Genomic DNA, 19,774 nt, shown 5'->3' on the forward strand with positions numbered 1-19,774 from the left:
TGGTCTGTTTCATTGACAAGGTAAATTAGCCTACAACTGGGCTTGTTGTTGCGTTTAATCCAATGAGCCTAGCTGGCTTAAAATATCCTGCCTTCTTTGGTCAATATATTTCCTTATGGTATCCGGCTCTGCGTCGAACACCTTCGTGCTCCATTTATGATTGGGGTCCTTATAAACGTCAGCAGCAATGGCATCATGCATCTTGTATACGAGGGGCAGTTGACGTCTCACCGTAAATACCGATTTAAGAAATCCTGACAAGAGAGCCTTATACCTTTGCCTGTGTGAACGAAAGGACAATACCTTCTCCGTTAGTTTATTGTAACCTTGAATTTTCACAAGGTTTGAATCTACTATTTTCCCATAACAATTCCTTCCCCAAGTCCCCTCGTAGTCCCATGGGATCATGCGATATGTTCTGCTTTTTCCGTGCTCAAACAAGGTATAGTTTTGGTTAAAGCCATCATAATTCCCCGTTAATACCGCGCCGCATAACCACCGCAAGTAATTTTCGATGTCCAGGTGCCTGCGAAGATATTGCTGCAGCTCGGCACCTTCTTTCTGGTGAATCCCCTGAATAAAGTTAGATAGTTTTAAGCGATCCCGCTCTGAGCCTTTTATAAGATTATAGCCAGAGAAGAAAGATTTGCCCGACGATCGTTTATCTGTAAAGTCGGCGTTGTCGTTAACCGCATAAATGATGCTTCGAACTGGAATCCCTCTTTTTCGAAAAAAGGGAGTCTTTACAGCCTCTATATTTAGATATACCCCAAGCTTTTCATTGTTCATCGTAAGCACGCAGTGCCGGGTCGAAGGGCTTGGCACATGAATCGAATTGAAAAATTGAAAGGAAAGCGCATTTCGAATCAAGGAAGGGTCATCATATTCAGCATTAAAGTGGTAGGTATATTTGGAGGTTCTAATTTCATAGGATTTTTTCGGATATTCTCGGGTATGCCCTCCCCGGTAGCGAATACGTATCGGTATTCTTTTTCCGCCGATAACGAGCTGTCCCGGCACAAAACGATTGGACCAGATATTGCTGTTTAACTGTTCATAATCCTTGTCTTTGATCATTACTCGATACACAGGCAAAGACATGAAGCTACCTCCTTCAAACTGATAGACTATCGTTTGAATTTGTCTGCTTGATTATATTAAACCAGTTCCTTTCTATTACATGAAACATATAAGTATATTACCGACAGACCTGATGGACAGTTGAGGGGTATCTACAGCTTTCGTGATCATGCCCGAGATCTTACCATTCTTGATCTGTCGAAAATAAATCCTTGAAAGGAGCATGGACATGGCTTACAACAGGTTTGGCTTCGGGAACTTGGTAGGAAGAAACGTAAAGATCAATCGCGGTGGACCGGATTCCATCGAAGGTCTTCTGCTGGATGCCCAATCCGACTACTTGGTTGCAGTTGCTGACGGCGGTTTCGTTTATGTTAAAGACGAGCATGTCAAAAGCATCACGGATACGGGTAAATCTGGTGGAGAAAGAGAGAGCATTGTCAATCCGATCAGGGCCTACGACTTCGTTGGTGTTATGCAAGCCCTTCGTTATCGCTATGTGAAAGTAAACCGCGGCGGACCGGAAAAAATCGAGGGTATCATCGTCGACGTGAACCAGAATTATTTGATCTTAACGGTGAAAGGACAAGAGGTCGTTCACGTTCCGGTAAGTCATATTAAATCGATTACCGTAATCCGCGGCGGGAATAGTAACCAATCCGGCGGTAACCAGAATCAAAACAGCAGCTCCAAAGGTAATCAATCTCAAGGCAATCAAGCGCAAGGTAACCAATCGGGAGGCAACCGTTCAGGCGGTAACCAAGCGCAAGGTAACCAGTCGGGAGGCAACCGTTCTGGCGGCAACCAAACACGAGGCAATCGCACAGGCGGCAACCAAACACGTGGCAATCGCACAGGCGGTAACCAAACCGCAGGCAACCGCACAGGTGGCAATCAATCCAGAGGGAACCGCACTGGCGGCAACCAAACGGCCGGAGACTGGATGAATTGGACAGGCGGCAATCAATCCAAGCATCGTTCAGGCAAACGTAACCGCAGTGGTAATCGATCGTACAATCGCTCCGGTAAGCGCAATCGTAGCGGTAAACAAAGAAGCGGAGGCGAGTAATAATCCTATAGGATAGGAGCGCCTAGCCAGCCATCTTTTGCTCACCCATAAGTGAAACAATTAAGCATTCCCCCCTATAAAGCACTTCTGAATGGGCATTGGCTGCACAGTCATCCAATGCTCCCTTCAGGGGGTTTTTAAATATTTTGCTTAAAAAGTTGTGCAATCTGCACGTTAAAGTTCGATACCAACAATATATGCAGGCGAATGGTGTTGGTGAATTCAAGCCTGAGCATGAATGGAAGTCATAAAGCGGTAAGACTAAGATAATAGGAGGAGGGAAGGGATGGAGTCACTACGTTCAATGATCGGCAAACGTGTTGAACTGGAGCTCTCGGGCTGTAAGACACTGCTTCATGGCGAATTTATTGATATGGGAAGCGATGTCCTGGTTCTATATTCAAAGTCAAAATATATATATACGCCGATTCATCATCTACAGCATTTAAGGCTATATGAAGAGCTGGATAATCCCCCGATGGACAGCAGTCCCGATTCGAAATTAGACCTCGCCAATATCTCCTATCGCAAAATATTGATGAATTCCAGGGGCGTCTTTACTGAGATCTACCTGGGAGGTTCTCAATCATTGCATGGGTATGTGACAAGTATTATGAATGATTATTTTGTATATCACTCACCGATGCATCAAACGGTTTATATTCCAGTCAACCACGTCAAATATTTGATACCTTATCCTCCAAACACAACACCTTATAGTCTTGATCAAAAACATTTCCCGGTTCAGCCTTCTGTTGTTGCTTTGTCAAGAACGATGGATCAGCTGTTAAAAAAACTTGAAGGTCAGCTCGTGGTGTTTGATCTTGGCGAGCATCCTAACAAAAAAGGGTTACTGAAATCTGTCGATGAGAATATCGTTCAATTGGTACTTGCTGGCGGAAATGATAATTACCTGCACATGGATCATATTAAATCGATCCAGCTGCCTTAGATCAGTTAAAAGCATATGAGCGTCGCAGACTTCCCACTGACAGTTTGTCTGGCAGTGGGGCTGCTATTTATCCATAAGCAGGATGAAATGATGTCGGGTATTTATTCAGCGGAATTGTCTTCATGAGAAGAGGCTGGGTATTTTATCATTCGGTCGAGCAATAACCCATCCGTACCCTTGTTCTCACCAACCACAAAATCCTTCATATAGTAGGATAAATAAGCACCGTATTGACTTTCGGTTTGAAGGAGCAATTCGTCAACAAAATAAACACCGTTTGGAATATCGTCTTTCAGAAGTGTGCTTAATGCGCCATATATGCCGCATGCAACCTGAAAATAGGTGGCATTGATTTGGAAGACAGGGTAGATGTTATCGGTACTCAGAACATTATACATATACCTCTCTTTGTCTGGATATACCAGCAAGACTCCGACCAAATCTTCTCCTCCGACTTCGCCAATCGATGGATCCAAAATTTGATGATCCCATTCCCAAATAACGTCGAGATCTTCAAGCTGGGAACGGATTAAATCGATCGTATAATCGCTGACGCGGTAGATAAAACCAGTCTCCATATTGAATTTTTCTCCAAGGGACAATACTTCTTCATGAGGCATTAATGAACCATTGAATTGCTTGCTCCCCAAGGTCACCTTGAACTCCAGCTCATACACCGGAAGATGCATCGTAAATGGGAACTGATGCTTCATAAACATGGGATAATTGAGAATCGCTTCGTCCAAAAAGCATTCGGGAGACCAGGTGGAGTAAATCGTGCGTTCTTTTACTAGGGCGGGGTCTTTATATAGCGAGCTGTCATGTTCTACAATGTAACAGGCGATCGGTTGCTTGTCTGGCAGTTCCTTCATTAACTTGATAGCCATCCACTGGACGACTCCTGGATTCATACCCGAACCGATAATTGCAGTGGTCTGCGGCGATGATTGCCGGGCTTCCTGGAAGATTCGGTAACGTTCCAACAGCGAGTATGGGGCAAGGCTTTCATTCTCATCCACCTTGGGATTCTCAAGCGCGGTATTGATATAATGCACACCGCATTCTTGGCAGCATTGGAGCATTTCAACCGTATCAGCCCACGAGACATCAATGACATGCGTGGTGCCGGTCTGTCGCAGATGCTGGCGAAACGATTCCAGCTGGTTCAAATCGAATTGGTGCAATGCAGCATTCTTAAGCAAGCTTGGCATGAAAGCGCGATAGTAATCCGGATGTTTCTGTTTCTGGTCGATCAAATGAAGGGTGCTGTGCTTCATAATGGAATGAATGGGGTCATGGATATCTTCAGCGCTTTTATTTAATATCGAGAGGATTGCTTTAGCGACGCCGCCGGAGCTGCCAAGAATGCTGATGACGATCGGTGATTGTTTCAAATCTACCAACTCCTTTCTAGTAATATGATTATTCATAGAGTCGGGAAAAGGTCTGTGCTAAAACAACTACAACATGCTTTTATTCGAAATCATGATGTATGTACGTACGCTCCCGAAGCATGCCGAACAAAAAAGAGAGTCATGAATGCCGTGGTGATGATTCATTAATCGAATAATGAACCCATGCTCCACAAGAATTTCATGCTCTCTATGAAATGTTGTTCCTCGTCAGTATACCCATTGAACCCAGAAGGCAAGGATCACCAGCGTAAATAAGAGGGTAGGCGGGATGGTCAATATCGTGATCTTGATATATTCCTTCCATTTGATCTTGACATGATGTTGTTTAAGAATGTGAAGCCATATTAACGAAGCAAGCGTACCCATCGGCAAAAGCAATGCTCCAATATCACTTCCGATTACACTGGCCAGGTATGAAATCTTGAGCGTTAAAGGATCCAGGTTCATATTGGTTAGTGTGATGGTTCCAACCATCAGCGCGGGGTGATTATTGAATAGAATCGATAGCAAAGAGAGCAGGCCGCCCATTAATAAGCTTGCATTTAAGAGGTCTGTGGAAACGATCGGCTCAAAGAATTGGATGAGAAATTCCGTTAAACCGATATTATGCAGCCCATAGATGAGCACGTACATCGCGAATGCAAATATGAGAATGTGCCAGGGCGTCTTCTTCAATAAATCAGTCGGTTTTATTTTCAATACGGCCCATCGCCAGGACAACAGAATGACTGAGCCGAGGAGCGCTACAATTTCGATTGGAATCCCTAAATAGGAGGCGACAAATAGCGCTACTCGAACCGTAAATACAAACAAGAGAACATTCCGCATGACCTTATTGCGTTTGTGGATATCCGCAGGTGAAATCAGCGTCCTGCTTAGAGGGTGCATGCCGCCGCCCGCGTGCCTTTTTACATGAAGCTTACGCGGCAGCTGTTTTCTGAAACAGAGGAATAACAGAAATACAAACAGCAAAAGCCCGAGGGTTGCGGGAACAAACATCATGATGGAATGCATGTACAGATCCATATCCACGATTTCCAGTGCTATCAAATTCACGATATTGCTGACACCGATAGGTGCGCTTGATGCAGTTGCTATTAGCGCACCTGAGAGGAGGTAAGGGATTTTCTCATGGTTTTTTAATCCATATTGCTTTAACAGAATCAGTAGAATGGGAGTCGTAATGAGAATGCTTCCATCGTTGTTAAAGAATAAGGTCATCAGAAAACATAATAAGTTGACGTACCAGAACAACCGGGTTCCAGATCCACGAGCTCTGGCTGCCAAAGATTCAGCAGCCCAGTTAAAAAAACCGAAACTCTCTAATATAATGGCCATTACGATGGTTGCAATGATCGTTATAGCAGCACTGCTTATGGTAGAGCCAATGGTAAGGAGGTCCGGCAATGATACGCTCCCGCTAAGCACCACGATTGCGGCCCCTACAGATGCTGGGATGGCTTCATTTAATCCATTTGGACGCCATATGATAAGGACCATTGCGACAATAAAAGCTGCAATCGTTAGTGTGACTACTGCTGGACTGAGCATGGGAAATCTCACTCCCTTCTTTCATTAATAGCAAGAGTTGCTTACGAATCCTCTTTTTCGGGAATCACGACGCTAATAAAAGCAACTTGTTCTTTGGCGGCCTCACTCTTTGTTGACTCTACGGGAACCTCTTTAGGAGGCGTTAGCAGAGCGTACAGCCCCCAACCCGCCAGTACGATAAAGATGAGTACGATCATAAAGGTCACTCCTCTTCGGTTTTTATTTTTTGCGAAGTTACCTACCAATCATAATTAGTAGATAGATATACTCTATTTATATGTATCAAGGACTGGCACTGCTCTAATGGAAATGCCTTGTTATTGCGATATTCCGCGATTGGTGTTCGTATAAGGAGTTACACATCGATAGGTAAAATAGATTACATACGAAACAAGCCCGATTGCTCGTGTGTGAGCAATCGGGCTTGTTCATCCTCTTAATTGTTTTTTCCTATCAATACATCGACGAAGTTCTGTGCAATTTTGGATAAGGAGTGACTCTTCAGCCAGATGAGTCCGACCGGAGCTGACATCTCGGCTGACCCGGAGATTTTATGAGCATGGATCGAGTACCCTTTATGCCGTTTGAGCACCGTTTCCGGAACGATCGACCCGCAAAAGCCGGATGAAACTAAATCCATCAACAGCGAAATATCAGAGCATTCACCTGTAATATGGGGATGCAGATGGAAGCGGGAAAATGCCTCCAGTATCAAATAGTGCACGCCTAATCCCTGGGTGCTTGGCAGAATGAGCGGTTGATTATGAATGTCCTGCAGCGACACTTCATCTTCGAACAGCTTCTGTTTATCCGACGAAATGAAGTAAAAAGGCTCGGTATAAAGGTGAAGCACCTCGAAATCGTCCAATTCCAGCGGCAGGCGAATGAACGCAAGATCGACTTCCCGATCCCTCACTAATTTGCACAGATGCGCTGACTCGTTTTGCTGAATTTTATAGGTTACCTTAGGGAAGTGGCGTTGGAACTGATGAAGAATATGGGGCAGCTCGTCTACAGAGAACGTATTTACGCCGATGGATAAACTCCCGTTCACTCCCTTTCCTACTTCCTGAACCTCCATTTTCGCCTCTTCCATCAACTGATTCATCTGCAAAGCATATTTATATAAAGCTTTTCCGGCCTCGGTTACCTCTACATGTTTCCCGCTGCGCTCTATTAATTTGGAGCCAAGCTCCTCCTCCATGGCTTTCAATTGTTGACTTAAAGGGGGTTGGGAAAGATGAAGCCTCTTGGCGGCAGCAGAGATTTTCCCTTCCTCTACAATCGCGATAAAATATCGCAGCTGTCGGATATCCATCTTTGAAAGCACTCCTTCTCATATATGAAAAACCTAAGCAAATACGAACTTTGGCTATGTTTTTGATCTGGTTATTCCCATGTTAGCATATTGGTGCGGATTCTCGTAAGACAATGCATATGTAAAACCTAAGCTCATCATATTTTTTATATATTTTTCGTTTGGATTGATACATGTTAGCATTACGGTGTATAAGGAAAAGGACGCTGAACAAAACGTTTTATTCAGATTATGCGCAGCCAAAGGGCTGCTTAATTTAAATGTTTCGATGAGGAGGATTCCATTGATGATAAACGATATCGATCTGAAGCATCTAAAGCGATGCGTTGAGCTCGCGAAGGAGGCGCTTGAGGCAGGCGACGAGCCATTCGGCTCCGTGCTTGTATCCGCAGACGGAGACGTGCTTGCCGAAGACCATAACCATGTTGCCGGCGGGGACCATACGCAGCATCCGGAATTTGCATTAGCGCGGTGGGCGGCTAATCACATGACGCCTGAGGAGAGAGCGAAGGCGACCGTGTATACCTCGGGCGAACATTGCCCAATGTGCGCAGCGGCCCACGGCTGGGTTGGACTAGGTCGGATTGTATACGCATGCTCCTCGAAACAGCTGGCAGAATGGCTTGAGGAAATGGGAGTTGCGGCACCCCGTGTACGAAATCTTCCGATTCAAGAGGTTATCCGTGATACGGCCATAGACGGTCCGGTACCCGAGCTGGCCCAAGAGGTTCGGGAGCTCCATCGTCAATTCCATTCCAAGCGAAAATAAGTCCGCCATGCGTTGTTCACCATGCTCGAATCGGGGATAACGGATATCCAATATCCAATGAATCGAAGCCTCCTCAGCCACTTTGAAGGTGGATCAGGAGGCTTCTCGTTTCTATATAGCATCAAGCGGTATGGCATTGACTCTTATGCACTAACCGTGCATTGCAATTCGCAGCGAGGTGAGCGTATGTCCATTCGAATCAAATTATTGCTGTCCTACACAGGCATGCTTCTTGTCAGCCTGCTCGTATTCGCCCTGACGGCCAGTTTGTTCACCATCGCGGCGACGGGGGATATTCACAGCTTCCGGGATTTCTATAAAGTGCATTATCAGCTCAACCCGCTGACGGAGGAGGAGGAATCCATCTTCCTTGAATTGAAGTACCTTGCCAAAAATGAACCGGATGAGCTGATGAACCAGGAGCTGCTGCAGGATTACGATTTCAAGCTGAAAACGGTGCGGGCCGGTCTTTACGTTCGCCGGGAGAGCAATCAAGTCTTCGAATCGCATACGTTCAACCAGCCCGAATTGGAGGAGCATCTGCCTCCCTATGAGCTGGACAACCACCATATTCGCGATACATTCAACATCGGCGAACGGTTTTACGCTTATGCCAAATTCGACTTTCGGTACTCGGATGGGGCGAAAGGGAGTGTTTATGTTATTCATGAACGCAGCCCTTTCGGCGAAGTGACCCGTAAGCTGCTCCCTATGATCCTGGTGCTGCTTATCGGCATCATCGTCATCGCGAACGCGATGCTATATCGCTGGATTACCCGCAGTGTGGTCAAACCGCTGAATCTGCTTCGAAGCTCGACTGAGCACATCATGGAAGGGAATTTGCTGTTTGCACTCGATTTGCGTTCCAAAGACGAGATCGGTCTGCTGAACGAGGCATTCGAGAATATGCGCAAGCGGTTGTATGAATCGGTGCAGCTCCGTTTGCAGGACGAAGAGAATCGGAAGGAACTGATATCCAATATTTCGCACGATTTGCGTACCCCGATTACGAACATCAAAGGATACATTGAAGGCATTCGTGATGGGGTCGCTGATACCCCGGAGAAGATGGACAAGTACGTCAATATCATCTATTCCAAAACGATCGACCTGGATAAGCTGGTGGACGAGCTGTTTCTGTACTCCAAGCTGGACTTAAAGCAAATTCCGTTCTTGTTCGAGAATGTGAGCATCGTCAGCTTTCTGGACGACTGCATGGATGAGCTGCATTACGAAATGGAAGAGAAGGGAATCTTGCTGAAGTGGGGCGAGCGCCCGAGCAGGGATATTGAGGTTGTAGCCGATCTGGAAAAATTAAAGCGCGCCATGCTTAATATCATTGGAAACGCCCAAAATTTCATGAACAAAGAAGACAAGTTCATTCTCATTTCGGTGCAAGCATCGCCGGAATGGGTCACTGTTGAAATACAGGATAACGGGATGGGAATCTCATCCGAAGACCTCCCGCATATTTTCGAGCGCTTCTACCGCGCCGAACGATCGCGCAATTCCTCAACAGGCGGCAGCGGACTCGGACTAGCGATCGCTCGTCAGATCATCGAGGGCCACGGAGGCTCGATATGGGTGAGCAGCGAGCTTGGCGTCGGCACGAGCTTTTACTTCAAGCTAAGAAGAACGAAGGACCTAGGAGGGACACATACAGATGACAACCCGGATTCTGATCATCGAGGATGAAATTACGATCGCACAGCTGGAGCGGGACTATTTTGAGTTGAACGGGTATCTCGTCGATTTATGCCATACCGGCAATGAAGGACTTCGGCTTGCTCTGGACAACGATTACAATCTCATCATCGTCGACCTGCAGCTTCCGGGGATCGGCGGATATGATGTATGCAGACAAATCAGGCAAGCGAAGGAGGTGCCGATCTTAATCGTTTCCGCCAAAAAAGAAGAAATTGATAAGATCCGTGCCTTTCATCTCGGTGCCGACGATTACATTACCAAGCCGTTCAGCCCCGGGGAGCTGGTTGCGCGAGCCAAGGCGCACCTGGCAAGATATGAGCGGTTAACAGGTAAAACGGGGACTGATCCCCGGTCGGAAATCCGTCTCCGTGGTCTTGTTATTGACAAAGCAGCCCGCCGGGTCCACGTCCGCAACCAGGAAGTGATATTTACGACCCGCGAGTTTAGCCTGCTGGAGTTTTTGGCAAGTCATCCGAATCGCGTCTTTAGTAAGAATGAACTGTTTGAACGGATATGGGGCATGGATTCGAACGGGGATATCGCAACCGTGACGGTTCACGTCCGCAGATTGCGTGAGAAGATAGAGGTGGATCCTTCGAATCCGCAATATATCGAGACCGTGTGGGGGGCGGGCTACCGCTTTTCCGTATAACGAGTTTAGAAATTGTTAATAAACATTTTCGAAACGGTTAATACCCGGTTTCTTAGGCGTTTAGGCTTCTCCTTTAATCTATAGGTAGGGCGAGCAGAATCGCACCTATGAAGCTTAAGGAGGACTTAACGATGAATAAATATTCGACTAAACTGGCTGTCCTTATGCTGGCAGCAGCCCTTGGCACCGCATCCTTGCCATTGGCCGCACAGCCGGCAAACGCCGCTCTGGCACCCATTACCTCGCAGGACCTTCAAGGAGCGATCAATGAACTGAGCCGGCTTGGCATCATCCATGGTTACCAGGATGGTTCGATGAGAATGCAGAACGACATTACCCGCGCCGAATTGGCGAAGCTGGTCGCTCTTACGTTTGGCCTCGAAGGTCCGCCAGCTTTGCCAGCTCACATAACGGATACACTTCCGAGTCATTGGTCCTTCCCGTACGCAGCAGCGCTGGCATCGCTCGATATTATGCAGGCGGAAGACGGACGATTTGACCCAAGCGGATCCGTAACAAACGCCGAGCTGGTGCAGATCGTGGCCAAAGCGTTGAAACGGGATGTAAAATCCGTGCATTACTGGGCGGAGCCGTTCTTCTCAGAGAATGACAGCACCACCCGTGGCGAAGCAGCGTTCTTGCTGGATAAAGCCCGTCAGGCGATCCCTTCGGCAAATGCCAAAATTACAAACGTCCGTGCCTTAAACGCTATAACGTTGATCGTTACCTTCGACGCCCCGCTTACGGCCGAAAATGAAGCATTTGCTCAAGCTAAAGAGGATTTTGTCTTTACGAACGGACTTACCCTGACGAATATGCCGCGTCTAAAAACCGGCTCGATTGCAACGTATATCGTCCCTACTTCCGTACAGCAGCCAGGGGCAACCTACACGCTGGCTTATAAGGGCAAGGATGCGGGCAGCTTTGCGGGCAACTCTGATAAGCTTGACATGACAGAGGTTAGACAGGTGGCCAACGATACGTTTGAGCTGGAGGCACTCAAGGCGAACGGGGTTGTCGATTACGGCTACGTCATTTCCGCCTATAGTGCCGGTCGCGGGGAAAATGCGTTCATCTTGGATGAGAACAACCGGGCGGATGGGGTCGAGTACCAGATCATTTCCTCCGGCCAAGCCAGAGAGGTGACGATCACGCCGGAAGGCGGACAGCCGATCACAGCCAAATACGTTCCGTTCACGCAGTCCACAGACGGCAAACAAGAACCGAAATTTCGCTTGCCGGAGGGTCAAGTCCTGAAGCCTGGCGTTACGTACACGGTTACTTCGGATTGGGCGCAAATTGCTAACCCAACCTTCGTAGCCAAGGAGATGGACCCGCTCCATATCGTTAAAGCCGAGGCTGCTAGTGAAACCTCCATCGTCGTAACGCTCGCGGAGGATCCGGGCGATGAATTGTTCTCCGGCCGCAGCGTGGAATTGACGGATGCAGAGGGGAATAAACGGACAGCCGCCTATAAATATTCCAGCCGCAAAGGGGAAGCAGGCGTATTCGAACTTGCGCAGGGCAGCAAACTGACAGCAGGCGCAACGTATGTCGTGACTCCAGTCGGTGATTGGGCCGGCGAATCCAAGGCTGAGCTGACCTTTGCACCGTAATGTTCGGATGAAGCCGCAAGATGAACGATTCCCTGCCATGAACGTGGAGAAATAAATAAATTGACCCTGCATGCTTGAGGCGGCAGGGTCATTTTTTTTGTAGGATTCGCTATGCTTTGCCCAATCATGAATTGCATGCATCATCTTCAAACGTTTCATTTCTGAAGGTAAAGAGAACGAAACAGATTTCACTTGTGCCAGCCCTTATCCCACAAATATGCAGGAAAGCCCCTGATGGCCGTTGAATATATCGGAGGACCACAATAAATCTCAGGTGTACTACAGGCACCTTTAGCCGCAGGAGGAGAACAACATGAAGTCGATCACCGTTCAAAGTCTTACGGAAAAATTTCAATTAGAAGTGCTTGCAGGAGCCGACCGTATGGATCGTTTGATCACCCGTGCCCAGACGCACAGGCCGGGGCTTGAGTTTGTCGGGTATTTTAACTTTTTTCCTATGGAGCGAGTGCAGGTGCTTGGACGCAAGGAAATTAACTACTTGCTTACGCTTAGTATAGAGGAACGCAAGTTACATATCGGCAACATCGTTAAATATCATCCGCCGTGCTTTATTGTAACGTCGGGACAGCAGGAGATCCCTTATCTGACCCTTTTCTGCAATCAAGAAGGCATTCCTTTACTGCGGACGACCGAGACCACAACGGAATTTATCGCGAAGCTCAACAGCTATTTAGTGAAGACGCTGGCACCAGAGATGTCCATCCATGGGGTCTGTGTGAATGTATCGGGCATAGGCATCCTGCTCAGGGGCAAATCCGGGATTGGCAAAAGCGAGACAGCACACACTCTAATCCGAAAAGGACACCGGTTCGTCGCAGATGATATCGTGGTGCTTAAGAAGCTGGGGCCGACGACACTTCTTGGTACTCATAATGAGATCAGCCGCGAGTTCCTGGCGCTGCGAAGCATCGGACTGATCAATGTGGTACGCCAATACGGGCGCACGGCGTTTCAGGACGAGACGCGAATTGTGCTTGATATCGAGCTGTCGCCATGGCAAGGAGACTCGCTAAACAATGAATTGGAGGCGGTCCCACAGTTCACGGAGTACTTAGGCATCCAAATTCCGCATATCGAGGTTCAGCTTCAACCAGGACGTGATGTTGCCGGCCTGATCGAAGCGGCGGCTAACAATTGGTATCTTAAACAACTCGGCTACAGCGCGGCTGAAGACTTTATGAGCCGGATTGAGAATGAGATGAAGTCTTGACCGCAGTCGCCATTCTAAATTGCGCCCAATGGTATTTCCTGATATACTTTTCGCATGTTATGAGATTGGGGGTAGTACCGATGGCAATGCGAGATTGCTTATTTACTAGGAAGTGCTCATGCAAAGCCTAACTAGGGCGATACTTTGCATGGGTGCGATCGAAGGAATTCCATCGCCCAGCCTTGGATGTTATCGTTTCTAATAATAGGCTTTGCACCTTATTCATTTTTCATAAAAAATAAGGGGCTGAAGAGCTGTGAGTACACCATTTATTAGAAACCATCAATTCAACGTCATTAAAAAGCAAGCCGATTTCATTCAGAAGACCCTGCGAACCGCCGCGGATCGGAGCGTCTTGGAAACCGTTAGATATCGTTCCGTCGTGAACATCACGGAAGCATTCCCTGATCTGACACAGGATCAGAAGAAGCTGTTTGAGGAGATCACGACTCTCGAGACGGCCAATGATTTCCAAAGATATCTTAACGCATTGGAGCCGTATATGGAGCCTTATCCGCCGATTACGGTCAAACAGATTCAGAAGCTGTTCCCTAAAAATAAAAAACTGAAAGTGCCTGATCTAGGATCCATCGATTTTCGGTATACGACGTATTTGAGCTGGGTGGATATTGCAACAAGCCGTTTGTTCATTGTCTATCCGTTCGAAGGGAAGTTCATCGGGATCGAGGGCAGAATAACGCCGACACACAAGAAGGGGTACTGCCTGTTCTGCAATCGACATCAAGAGCTTGCATACTTCTCGGTCAGAACCAAATCTGCTTTCGCTTCACCGGATAATTTCTCTTCGGTTGGTCATTACGTCTGTATGGACAATCAAGCATGTAATCAGTGCATTACGGCTACGGGATCATTGGAGAAGTTTATTCTTTCAGTTAGCAAATAAACGTTAATAAGGTTAGGGCTGCCCCAAAGGCAGCCTTTTACTATAGATCTGGCCAGGTGCGATACAAAGCTCCGATTGACTTCATTTTTGTCATCAGCCGCGAAGATGGAGTCATACAACGTTGCAAGAGTCTAATCGAAGATTTAATTGCCATAGCGTCTAAGTCATTCTCTTAAATTTACATATATTATATTATCTTTCTCGAAGGGAGGATTTTTCATGAAAAAACACCATGATAAGGTTCTAGTGATTGTCCTCAAGCCTGGACAAAAAGTGATTGTAAAGTGTGAGAAACACAAAAAGCATCGCGCATAAGTAAAAACGGGTGAGCCTTATCTTTTAAGATTAGGCTCACCCCCTTCATATCATCCATAGAATTGAAGAATGATATTGACGGCACAAAATCAAAGTACATAAAGAACGGCACATGGTAGTTTATTTTTACGAACACGCTAACAATACTACACGAACTGATAAAGGGGAAATTCTGGTGGAGAACCTGCTTAAAGAACAAATCAATTTCATTGTTGAAATCGACAAGCTTAAAACCATTGAACGAAGAACTAAGATTATTCACGGGCCAAGGCTTGAGAACGATGCGGAACACACGTGGCATCTTGCAATGATGGCTCTTGTGCTGCATCAGCATTCGAACCGTTCAATCGACCTCCTCAAAGTGCTCAAGATGCTGCTTATCCATGATTTGGTCGAAATCGATGCCGGCGACACATTCGCTTATGATACGGCCGGGCACAGTGATAAGTTTGAACGGGAAATGCAAGCAGCCCAGAGGTTGTTTGGCATGCTTCCGCCAGAGCAGGAAGAGGAATTTATGAATCTATGGTTAGAATTTGAGAGGAAGGAGACGGACGAAGCCAAGTTCGCTTCCTCACTTGATCGATTACAACCGCTTATCCATAATCATTTAAACCAGGGAGATACCTGGCAGAAATATCAGATTACAAGTGAGCAGGTCATAAACCGGAATCAAGAGATCAAGAATGGATCAAGGACATTATGGGAAGTGGCGCAGTCCATCATCGAAAGCTCCGTTGAACAAGGGATATTGGCTAAATCGTAAATCGAAAGAAGAACAAGAAGGGATCGCTTGCCGATAACCCCTTGTTCTTCTTTTATTTAGGTGCGGCATGATAATCTGTCAGGCTATGATGGGGATACAAATTTCACATGAATGATTGGTTATCATTTCACCCGTATATCTTTCGATGACCGGTCTGTTATCCATTTGATAGCCTTTGCTTTGAATAAAGGGGAGAACTTCACTCCATGCCCTTTGTACTTCTTCAGCGGTGTGTTTGATTTTATAAATGGCATAGGTTCCGCCGACGAGCTCGCTTTCGTTGATGGATCCGGCGATTTCGTAATCCTCCGAAATGACAATGCAGGCATCGTACCTGCAATTTTCGGGAGGTGTTGTTGCGGGATTGTCTTGCGGAATTCCAAACAGGATGGCCGAAGTTGTGAGAAGCTCTCGCTCCATAGCCCACTCTTTTAACTTTTCCATCGCCTCGGCATTGGCAGGGCCGTACGGGCCAACTTGTCGTACATAGGCAATACGGTAGGTTGGAAGATGCTCGACGGTCATATTCGTCATTTTTAATTTCCTTTCTTTGGTAAATTGGGTGCTGCAATTTGATGCTAACATGTTATAAAAAATATCTAAAGGAAATTATCGATGCATTCATAATTTATCAGAGGTAACGATCGGTCCCCTTGCTGCTCCGATTTCTAACGCATCATGTTCGTAATCATTGCCACGAATCGTTAAAGCAGATGACTGCTTTCCAACGTTGATCCCTTTATATAATTGATGACTTTTAGCCAAACATTATCATTTGCACGAATGTTGTACGATAGAAGTGTACATTAAAAAATGCAGTAAGAAAGGTGGGGGATAATGAATAAAACGATTCCTATTTTTCCTTGCAAATCACTAGAAGAGGTTGTTGTGTTTTACGAAGCCCTTGGATTTGACGTAACCTATATGCAATCCGTTCCTTATGGATATGCAGCCGTGAAGCATCGAATAGGTGAGGTGAGTTTCACGAGGCAGAAAAATTATGAAAAAGAAAAATCCATAAATGGCGCTTATATTCTTGTTGAGGATGTTGAAAGTGTATACTCTGAATTTATAGCGAATTTAAAAAAGGTATACGGAAAAGTGTTCCGAAGCGGAGAGCCTAGAATTACAAAAATAAGCACCAATAAAGAAGATATTCGCTTTAATCTTGTAGATCCTGCAGGGAATTATCTGATTATAGGGCAAAAAAAAGAAAGGGAAGGTCGAGGAAATCCACATTCAACGGGTACCTCTACCATTGAAAAACGATTCTATAGCGCATATACATTAGCGCATTCTAAAAACGACTATCGAACCGCATATAAAATCATTGAAGGACTTACAGGTAAAAAAGAAGAAATGTCTCAGATTTTATATGCGAAGTTACTCATATTAAAGCTTGAGATCGAATTCAATTTAGAGCGAGCCGCGGAATTGAATGAAACGCTTGCTGAAATCAATGCGATAAATTTGAATCGAAGCGCATTTGAGCGATTAATTGAAGAAAAGCAGCGTCTTCAAGAATTGCTGGAGGATATATCTTCGTAAAACCTGTAATGGACAGGGTTTACATATGAACGATAGATCAAGAATCGACAGATTGGTGTTCATGAACCAAGAGTTGAAATAACTCCTATATGAAAAGGGACCGTTCCCCCTTCTGCTGAGAAGGGAACGGTCCCTTTTACTGCTTCGATTAAAATCCCGATCGATTAAGCGCCAATCAAGCCGTTAACTCGTACAGAAGAACGATTTGTATTGCCAGCAGCTCTTAAGGCTCCCAAATGACGGTCGGGTAGGGGTGCTGATCATATGCGCTTGCCCAATAATAGGAGTCTGCGATGATGCGCCGCGGGAGAAAACCGATCTCGCCGCTCGGCAGAGAGATGAGTTCAGAACGGGAGGTGAACATGCCATCCGTATTTGTCACTCCTAGCACATACTTTCCAGCCATATGGGTGAACCGTCCGCTGATCTTAGCAGCGGGTATCGGCTGCTTCGTCTCCATGTCAACGACCTGGATGGTAACCGTAGCGACGCCTTCATTATAGAGAATGGCCATATGGTCAATGATCATGGGCTTCATTGCGGATGGAGCGGTCGTTGCCACTGCCGCAGCGCTGGGTGATCCTTCATTGCCGCTGATGTCAACGGCCGTTATTTTGTAGTGGTACGTCGTGCCAGGCAGCAGCCCGGTATCCTCGAAAGATAGGGTCTTCGATGAACCTGCATACGTATCCGGTCCAATCTCGAATGCTGCATCGGTGCCGCGATAGATCCGGTATTCGTTCACGGCGCTGTTGTCCATGGCCATATCATAATGAATGTCGATCCGCTGGTAATCGAATGCGGCCGCAGATACCCGGCCGACTTGGCCGGGAGGCTCATTGTCTGCTGGAGGCTGCCATTTGAATCCGTTAGGCCCCCACTCACTCGGGAAGTCGACCAGCGAAGTGTAGTGGTGGATAGCAATGCCGCCAAATGCAGGATCGCTTTCGAAAGCGGCGTAAACCTTATTTAACTCCTGCTCCATATAGAGCCGACCTTCCTCGTGGAAGCTGATGGTCTCCGGATCTCCGCCATCGGCGATGTCTTTCGTTTCGACTCCGATCACAACGGATTTGGGTTTCCCGATCTTGGAGGCATAAGCCAGCTCGTTTACGGCATGGGCAATAATGCCTGCAGAACCTTCGGCCTGATCGCGATAATTCATGATGGAGATGTAATCAGCCGTGTCCTGAATGTGCTCGGACAACCACTTCGTCTCCCCATTCCAGGTGATATTGCTGGCATCCGCCGAAGAATCATACCATCTTGGAATCGCAGCCCCGACCGAGAGCGAAAGTCCGGACGCGTCTTTGCGTGACATGAGCAGCTTCAGCATATCCAGATACTGAATTTGTACGGAGGGCTTTGCCGTTTTGAAATCAGGCAGGATATACGGTTCCGTGTCCAGATTGATTCCGTCAAACCGGGCGGATGCTTCGGAGGCGAGATTATAATTCAATACCTGCTCGAATTCCTTAACCGCCTGTGCATGATAACGGCTGTAAGCCCCGAAGTAGGGAGGCTTGGTACCGCCGGCAATCAATGCCTGCACATCAAAGCCTTCTTCATGCGCCCACGTAATAAACCGCTGCACTTCATTTCGATAATCCTCCAGCATCATGGCTCCTTGAAACTGTCCGACTGCCAGATACAGCGTCTTGATGGGGCGCTGATCAAAGGTAGCGGTATCCTTCGCCATGGCAGCGAGTGAATAACGCGCATTCGGGTTCAGCACCAAAGGATAGGAGGCATTTTCCCATATCCAGATTGCTCGGTCCTGATCGGGAAGGGGTTGATCCGGACCGTATACATGTTCCGTAACGGTTTCTGGGGGAACGGACTCCAAATAGACGCTGTCCATTACCGTAGCACGATCCTGGCCAAAGTTCGGTTCATCCCCGTAAACGTCGCTAGTGACGGCAGCACTGGCAGCCGAAATACTGCCGGATGCAGTAATTCCGGTTTGCGCATAGACGGATAAGCTGTAGCCTGTATTGCCGTGCGTATCGGTTGCTCTGGCTTCCAGGCTGTGGACCGGCTGCGTTGATTGACGGGTATCCCAGGTATATAAATATCCTTTCTTGGCCGGCAGAACCGGGATCCACCCGCCCCCGTCGATTCGGAGCTCGACGCGCGAAATCGGATTTTTGCCTACGGCTGAAATCTGGACGTCGACTTTATTTCGAAGCCGTGTGTTTTCGGCAGGACTTACGATTTGAACTTGAGGTATGTTCGCCGGGGGATTATCTACGTTCAAGTAAATCCATGGAGACCAAACTCCGTACCGGGTTACAACATCTTTGGATTTGAGGACAATTTCTATGGCCCCGTCCAGCTGAGTCGTATCAAGCGAATAAGACCAAGTCCCGCTGTCATCACCGTCCGGATCATCCATGTGGACGTCTTCCACCATATTACCATTCACGATCAGTTCGAGATCATAGACGCCGGAGTAGGTGCCGGACAACTCGGCTTTACCCGGCTGAATGGTTTGTCCATCCTGATGAGAATCAATTGTGATAAGCGCTGCCGCTTTGGCAGAAGGGAGGGGAATACAGACAGCGAGCAGAATTGCCGTCAGGAACAAGAGTCCACATTTGCGAAACCTTGAGCTTTTCAACATTCTTTTCACACCCTTGTCATTGAGATGTATAAACGTACTTGACCAACCCGGCAGCCTTAAACGCTAGATGCAAGAAATCAGATATGAACATCATTAAAGCGCTTACTTTTAATTATTTCGAAATTAGAGGTTTAGAACTGCCGCCGCCTATCCGTCTTTAGACGGATCATCATTTTATTCTGAAGACGGTGTAAACCCGGCGGAATGTTATGTATTCTGTTCTTAAACGAACGTTGGATGAATAGGATGTGCAGCTGG

At 46.9% G+C, this 19,774-nt stretch carries 17 protein-coding genes; 10 read left to right on the forward strand and 7 right to left on the reverse strand.

Annotated features, from left to right (window positions below; translation table 11 throughout):
* Positions 1-54: 54 nt before the first annotated feature.
* On the reverse strand, positions 55-1,101 hold the full coding sequence (locus tag NST08_RS13875; RefSeq protein ID WP_340900351.1) for a CotH kinase family protein: 1,047 nt from the start codon (positions 1,099-1,101) through the stop codon (positions 55-57).
* A 208-nt stretch (positions 1,102-1,309) separates the two neighbouring features.
* Here NST08_RS13875 and NST08_RS13880 point away from each other — a divergent pair, with 208 nt between their 5' ends.
* Complete coding sequence (locus NST08_RS13880) at positions 1,310-2,149, forward strand: hypothetical protein (RefSeq protein WP_051425102.1); 840 nt, start codon at positions 1,310-1,312, stop codon at positions 2,147-2,149.
* A 286-nt stretch (positions 2,150-2,435) separates the two neighbouring features.
* Positions 2,436-3,101, forward strand: a complete 666-nt coding sequence (locus NST08_RS13885; protein ID WP_007130229.1) for a hypothetical protein — start codon at positions 2,436-2,438, stop codon at positions 3,099-3,101.
* A 101-nt stretch (positions 3,102-3,202) separates the two neighbouring features.
* Here NST08_RS13885 and NST08_RS13890 read toward each other — a convergent pair whose 3' ends face one another.
* From NST08_RS13890 to NST08_RS13905, 4 genes are all read right to left on the reverse strand, one after another.
* Positions 3,203-4,495 (reverse strand): saccharopine dehydrogenase NADP-binding domain-containing protein, encoded by a 1,293-nt coding sequence (locus NST08_RS13890; RefSeq protein WP_341341861.1) that lies wholly within the window; start codon positions 4,493-4,495, stop codon positions 3,203-3,205.
* 228 nt (positions 4,496-4,723) lie between these two features.
* Positions 4,724-6,067, reverse strand: coding sequence for an arsenic transporter (locus NST08_RS13895; protein ID WP_341341862.1), 1,344 nt, complete (start codon positions 6,065-6,067; stop codon positions 4,724-4,726).
* A 41-nt stretch (positions 6,068-6,108) separates the two neighbouring features.
* Positions 6,109-6,264, reverse strand: a complete 156-nt coding sequence (locus NST08_RS13900) for a hypothetical protein (RefSeq protein WP_007130226.1) — start codon at positions 6,262-6,264, stop codon at positions 6,109-6,111.
* Between the two features lie 239 nt (positions 6,265-6,503).
* Positions 6,504-7,385: a LysR family transcriptional regulator gene (locus tag NST08_RS13905; RefSeq protein WP_341341863.1), complete on the reverse strand. Its 882-nt coding sequence runs from the start codon at positions 7,383-7,385 to the stop codon at positions 6,504-6,506.
* A gap of 286 nt (positions 7,386-7,671) precedes the next feature.
* Between NST08_RS13905 and NST08_RS13910 the strand changes: the two genes are divergently transcribed.
* The 7 genes from NST08_RS13910 to NST08_RS13940 all read left to right on the forward strand — a co-directional run bounded on the left by NST08_RS13910 (position 7,672) and on the right by NST08_RS13940 (position 15,345).
* Complete coding sequence (locus NST08_RS13910; protein ID WP_341035025.1) at positions 7,672-8,154, forward strand: nucleoside deaminase; 483 nt, start codon at positions 7,672-7,674, stop codon at positions 8,152-8,154.
* A 186-nt stretch (positions 8,155-8,340) separates the two neighbouring features.
* Complete coding sequence (locus NST08_RS13915) at positions 8,341-9,849, forward strand: sensor histidine kinase (protein ID WP_341033182.1); 1,509 nt, start codon at positions 8,341-8,343, stop codon at positions 9,847-9,849.
* On the forward strand, positions 9,818-10,513 hold the full coding sequence (locus tag NST08_RS13920) for a winged helix-turn-helix domain-containing protein (protein ID WP_144868745.1): 696 nt from the start codon (positions 9,818-9,820) through the stop codon (positions 10,511-10,513). Before NST08_RS13915 ends, NST08_RS13920 begins: the two co-directional genes overlap by 32 nt.
* 131 nt (positions 10,514-10,644) lie before the next feature.
* On the forward strand, positions 10,645-12,129 hold the full coding sequence (locus tag NST08_RS13925) for an S-layer homology domain-containing protein (protein ID WP_341033183.1): 1,485 nt from the start codon (positions 10,645-10,647) through the stop codon (positions 12,127-12,129).
* Between the two features lie 313 nt (positions 12,130-12,442).
* A complete protein-coding gene (gene hprK, locus NST08_RS13930; RefSeq protein WP_144868740.1) occupies positions 12,443-13,360 on the forward strand; it encodes an HPr(Ser) kinase/phosphatase in 918 nt (305 codons plus the stop codon).
* Between the two features lie 256 nt (positions 13,361-13,616).
* A complete protein-coding gene (locus NST08_RS13935; protein ID WP_341033184.1) occupies positions 13,617-14,264 on the forward strand; it encodes a FusB/FusC family EF-G-binding protein in 648 nt (215 codons plus the stop codon).
* Between the two features lie 427 nt (positions 14,265-14,691).
* On the forward strand, positions 14,692-15,345 hold the full coding sequence (locus tag NST08_RS13940; protein WP_007130217.1) for an HD domain-containing protein: 654 nt from the start codon (positions 14,692-14,694) through the stop codon (positions 15,343-15,345).
* A 78-nt stretch (positions 15,346-15,423) separates the two neighbouring features.
* Here the strand turns inward: NST08_RS13940 and NST08_RS13945 are convergent, their stop codons facing one another.
* A complete protein-coding gene (locus NST08_RS13945; protein ID WP_341033185.1) occupies positions 15,424-15,879 on the reverse strand; it encodes an AraC family transcriptional regulator in 456 nt (151 codons plus the stop codon).
* A 303-nt stretch (positions 15,880-16,182) separates the two neighbouring features.
* Here NST08_RS13945 and NST08_RS13950 point away from each other — a divergent pair, with 303 nt between their 5' ends.
* Positions 16,183-16,893, forward strand: a complete 711-nt coding sequence (locus NST08_RS13950) for a hypothetical protein (RefSeq protein ID WP_007130215.1) — start codon at positions 16,183-16,185, stop codon at positions 16,891-16,893.
* 223 nt (positions 16,894-17,116) lie between these two features.
* Here the strand turns inward: NST08_RS13950 and NST08_RS13955 are convergent, their stop codons facing one another.
* The gene (locus NST08_RS13955; RefSeq protein WP_341341864.1) at positions 17,117-19,516 is read right to left on the reverse strand and encodes an Ig-like domain-containing protein; all 2,400 of its coding nucleotides are present in this window, start codon (positions 19,514-19,516) and stop codon (positions 17,117-17,119) included.
* Positions 19,517-19,774: the final 258 nt, after the last annotated feature.

This window comes from Paenibacillus sp. FSL K6-1566 (assembly GCF_038050475.1).
GTDB classification, from domain to species: Bacteria; Bacillota; Bacilli; order Paenibacillales; family Paenibacillaceae; genus Paenibacillus_AQ; species Paenibacillus_AQ lactis.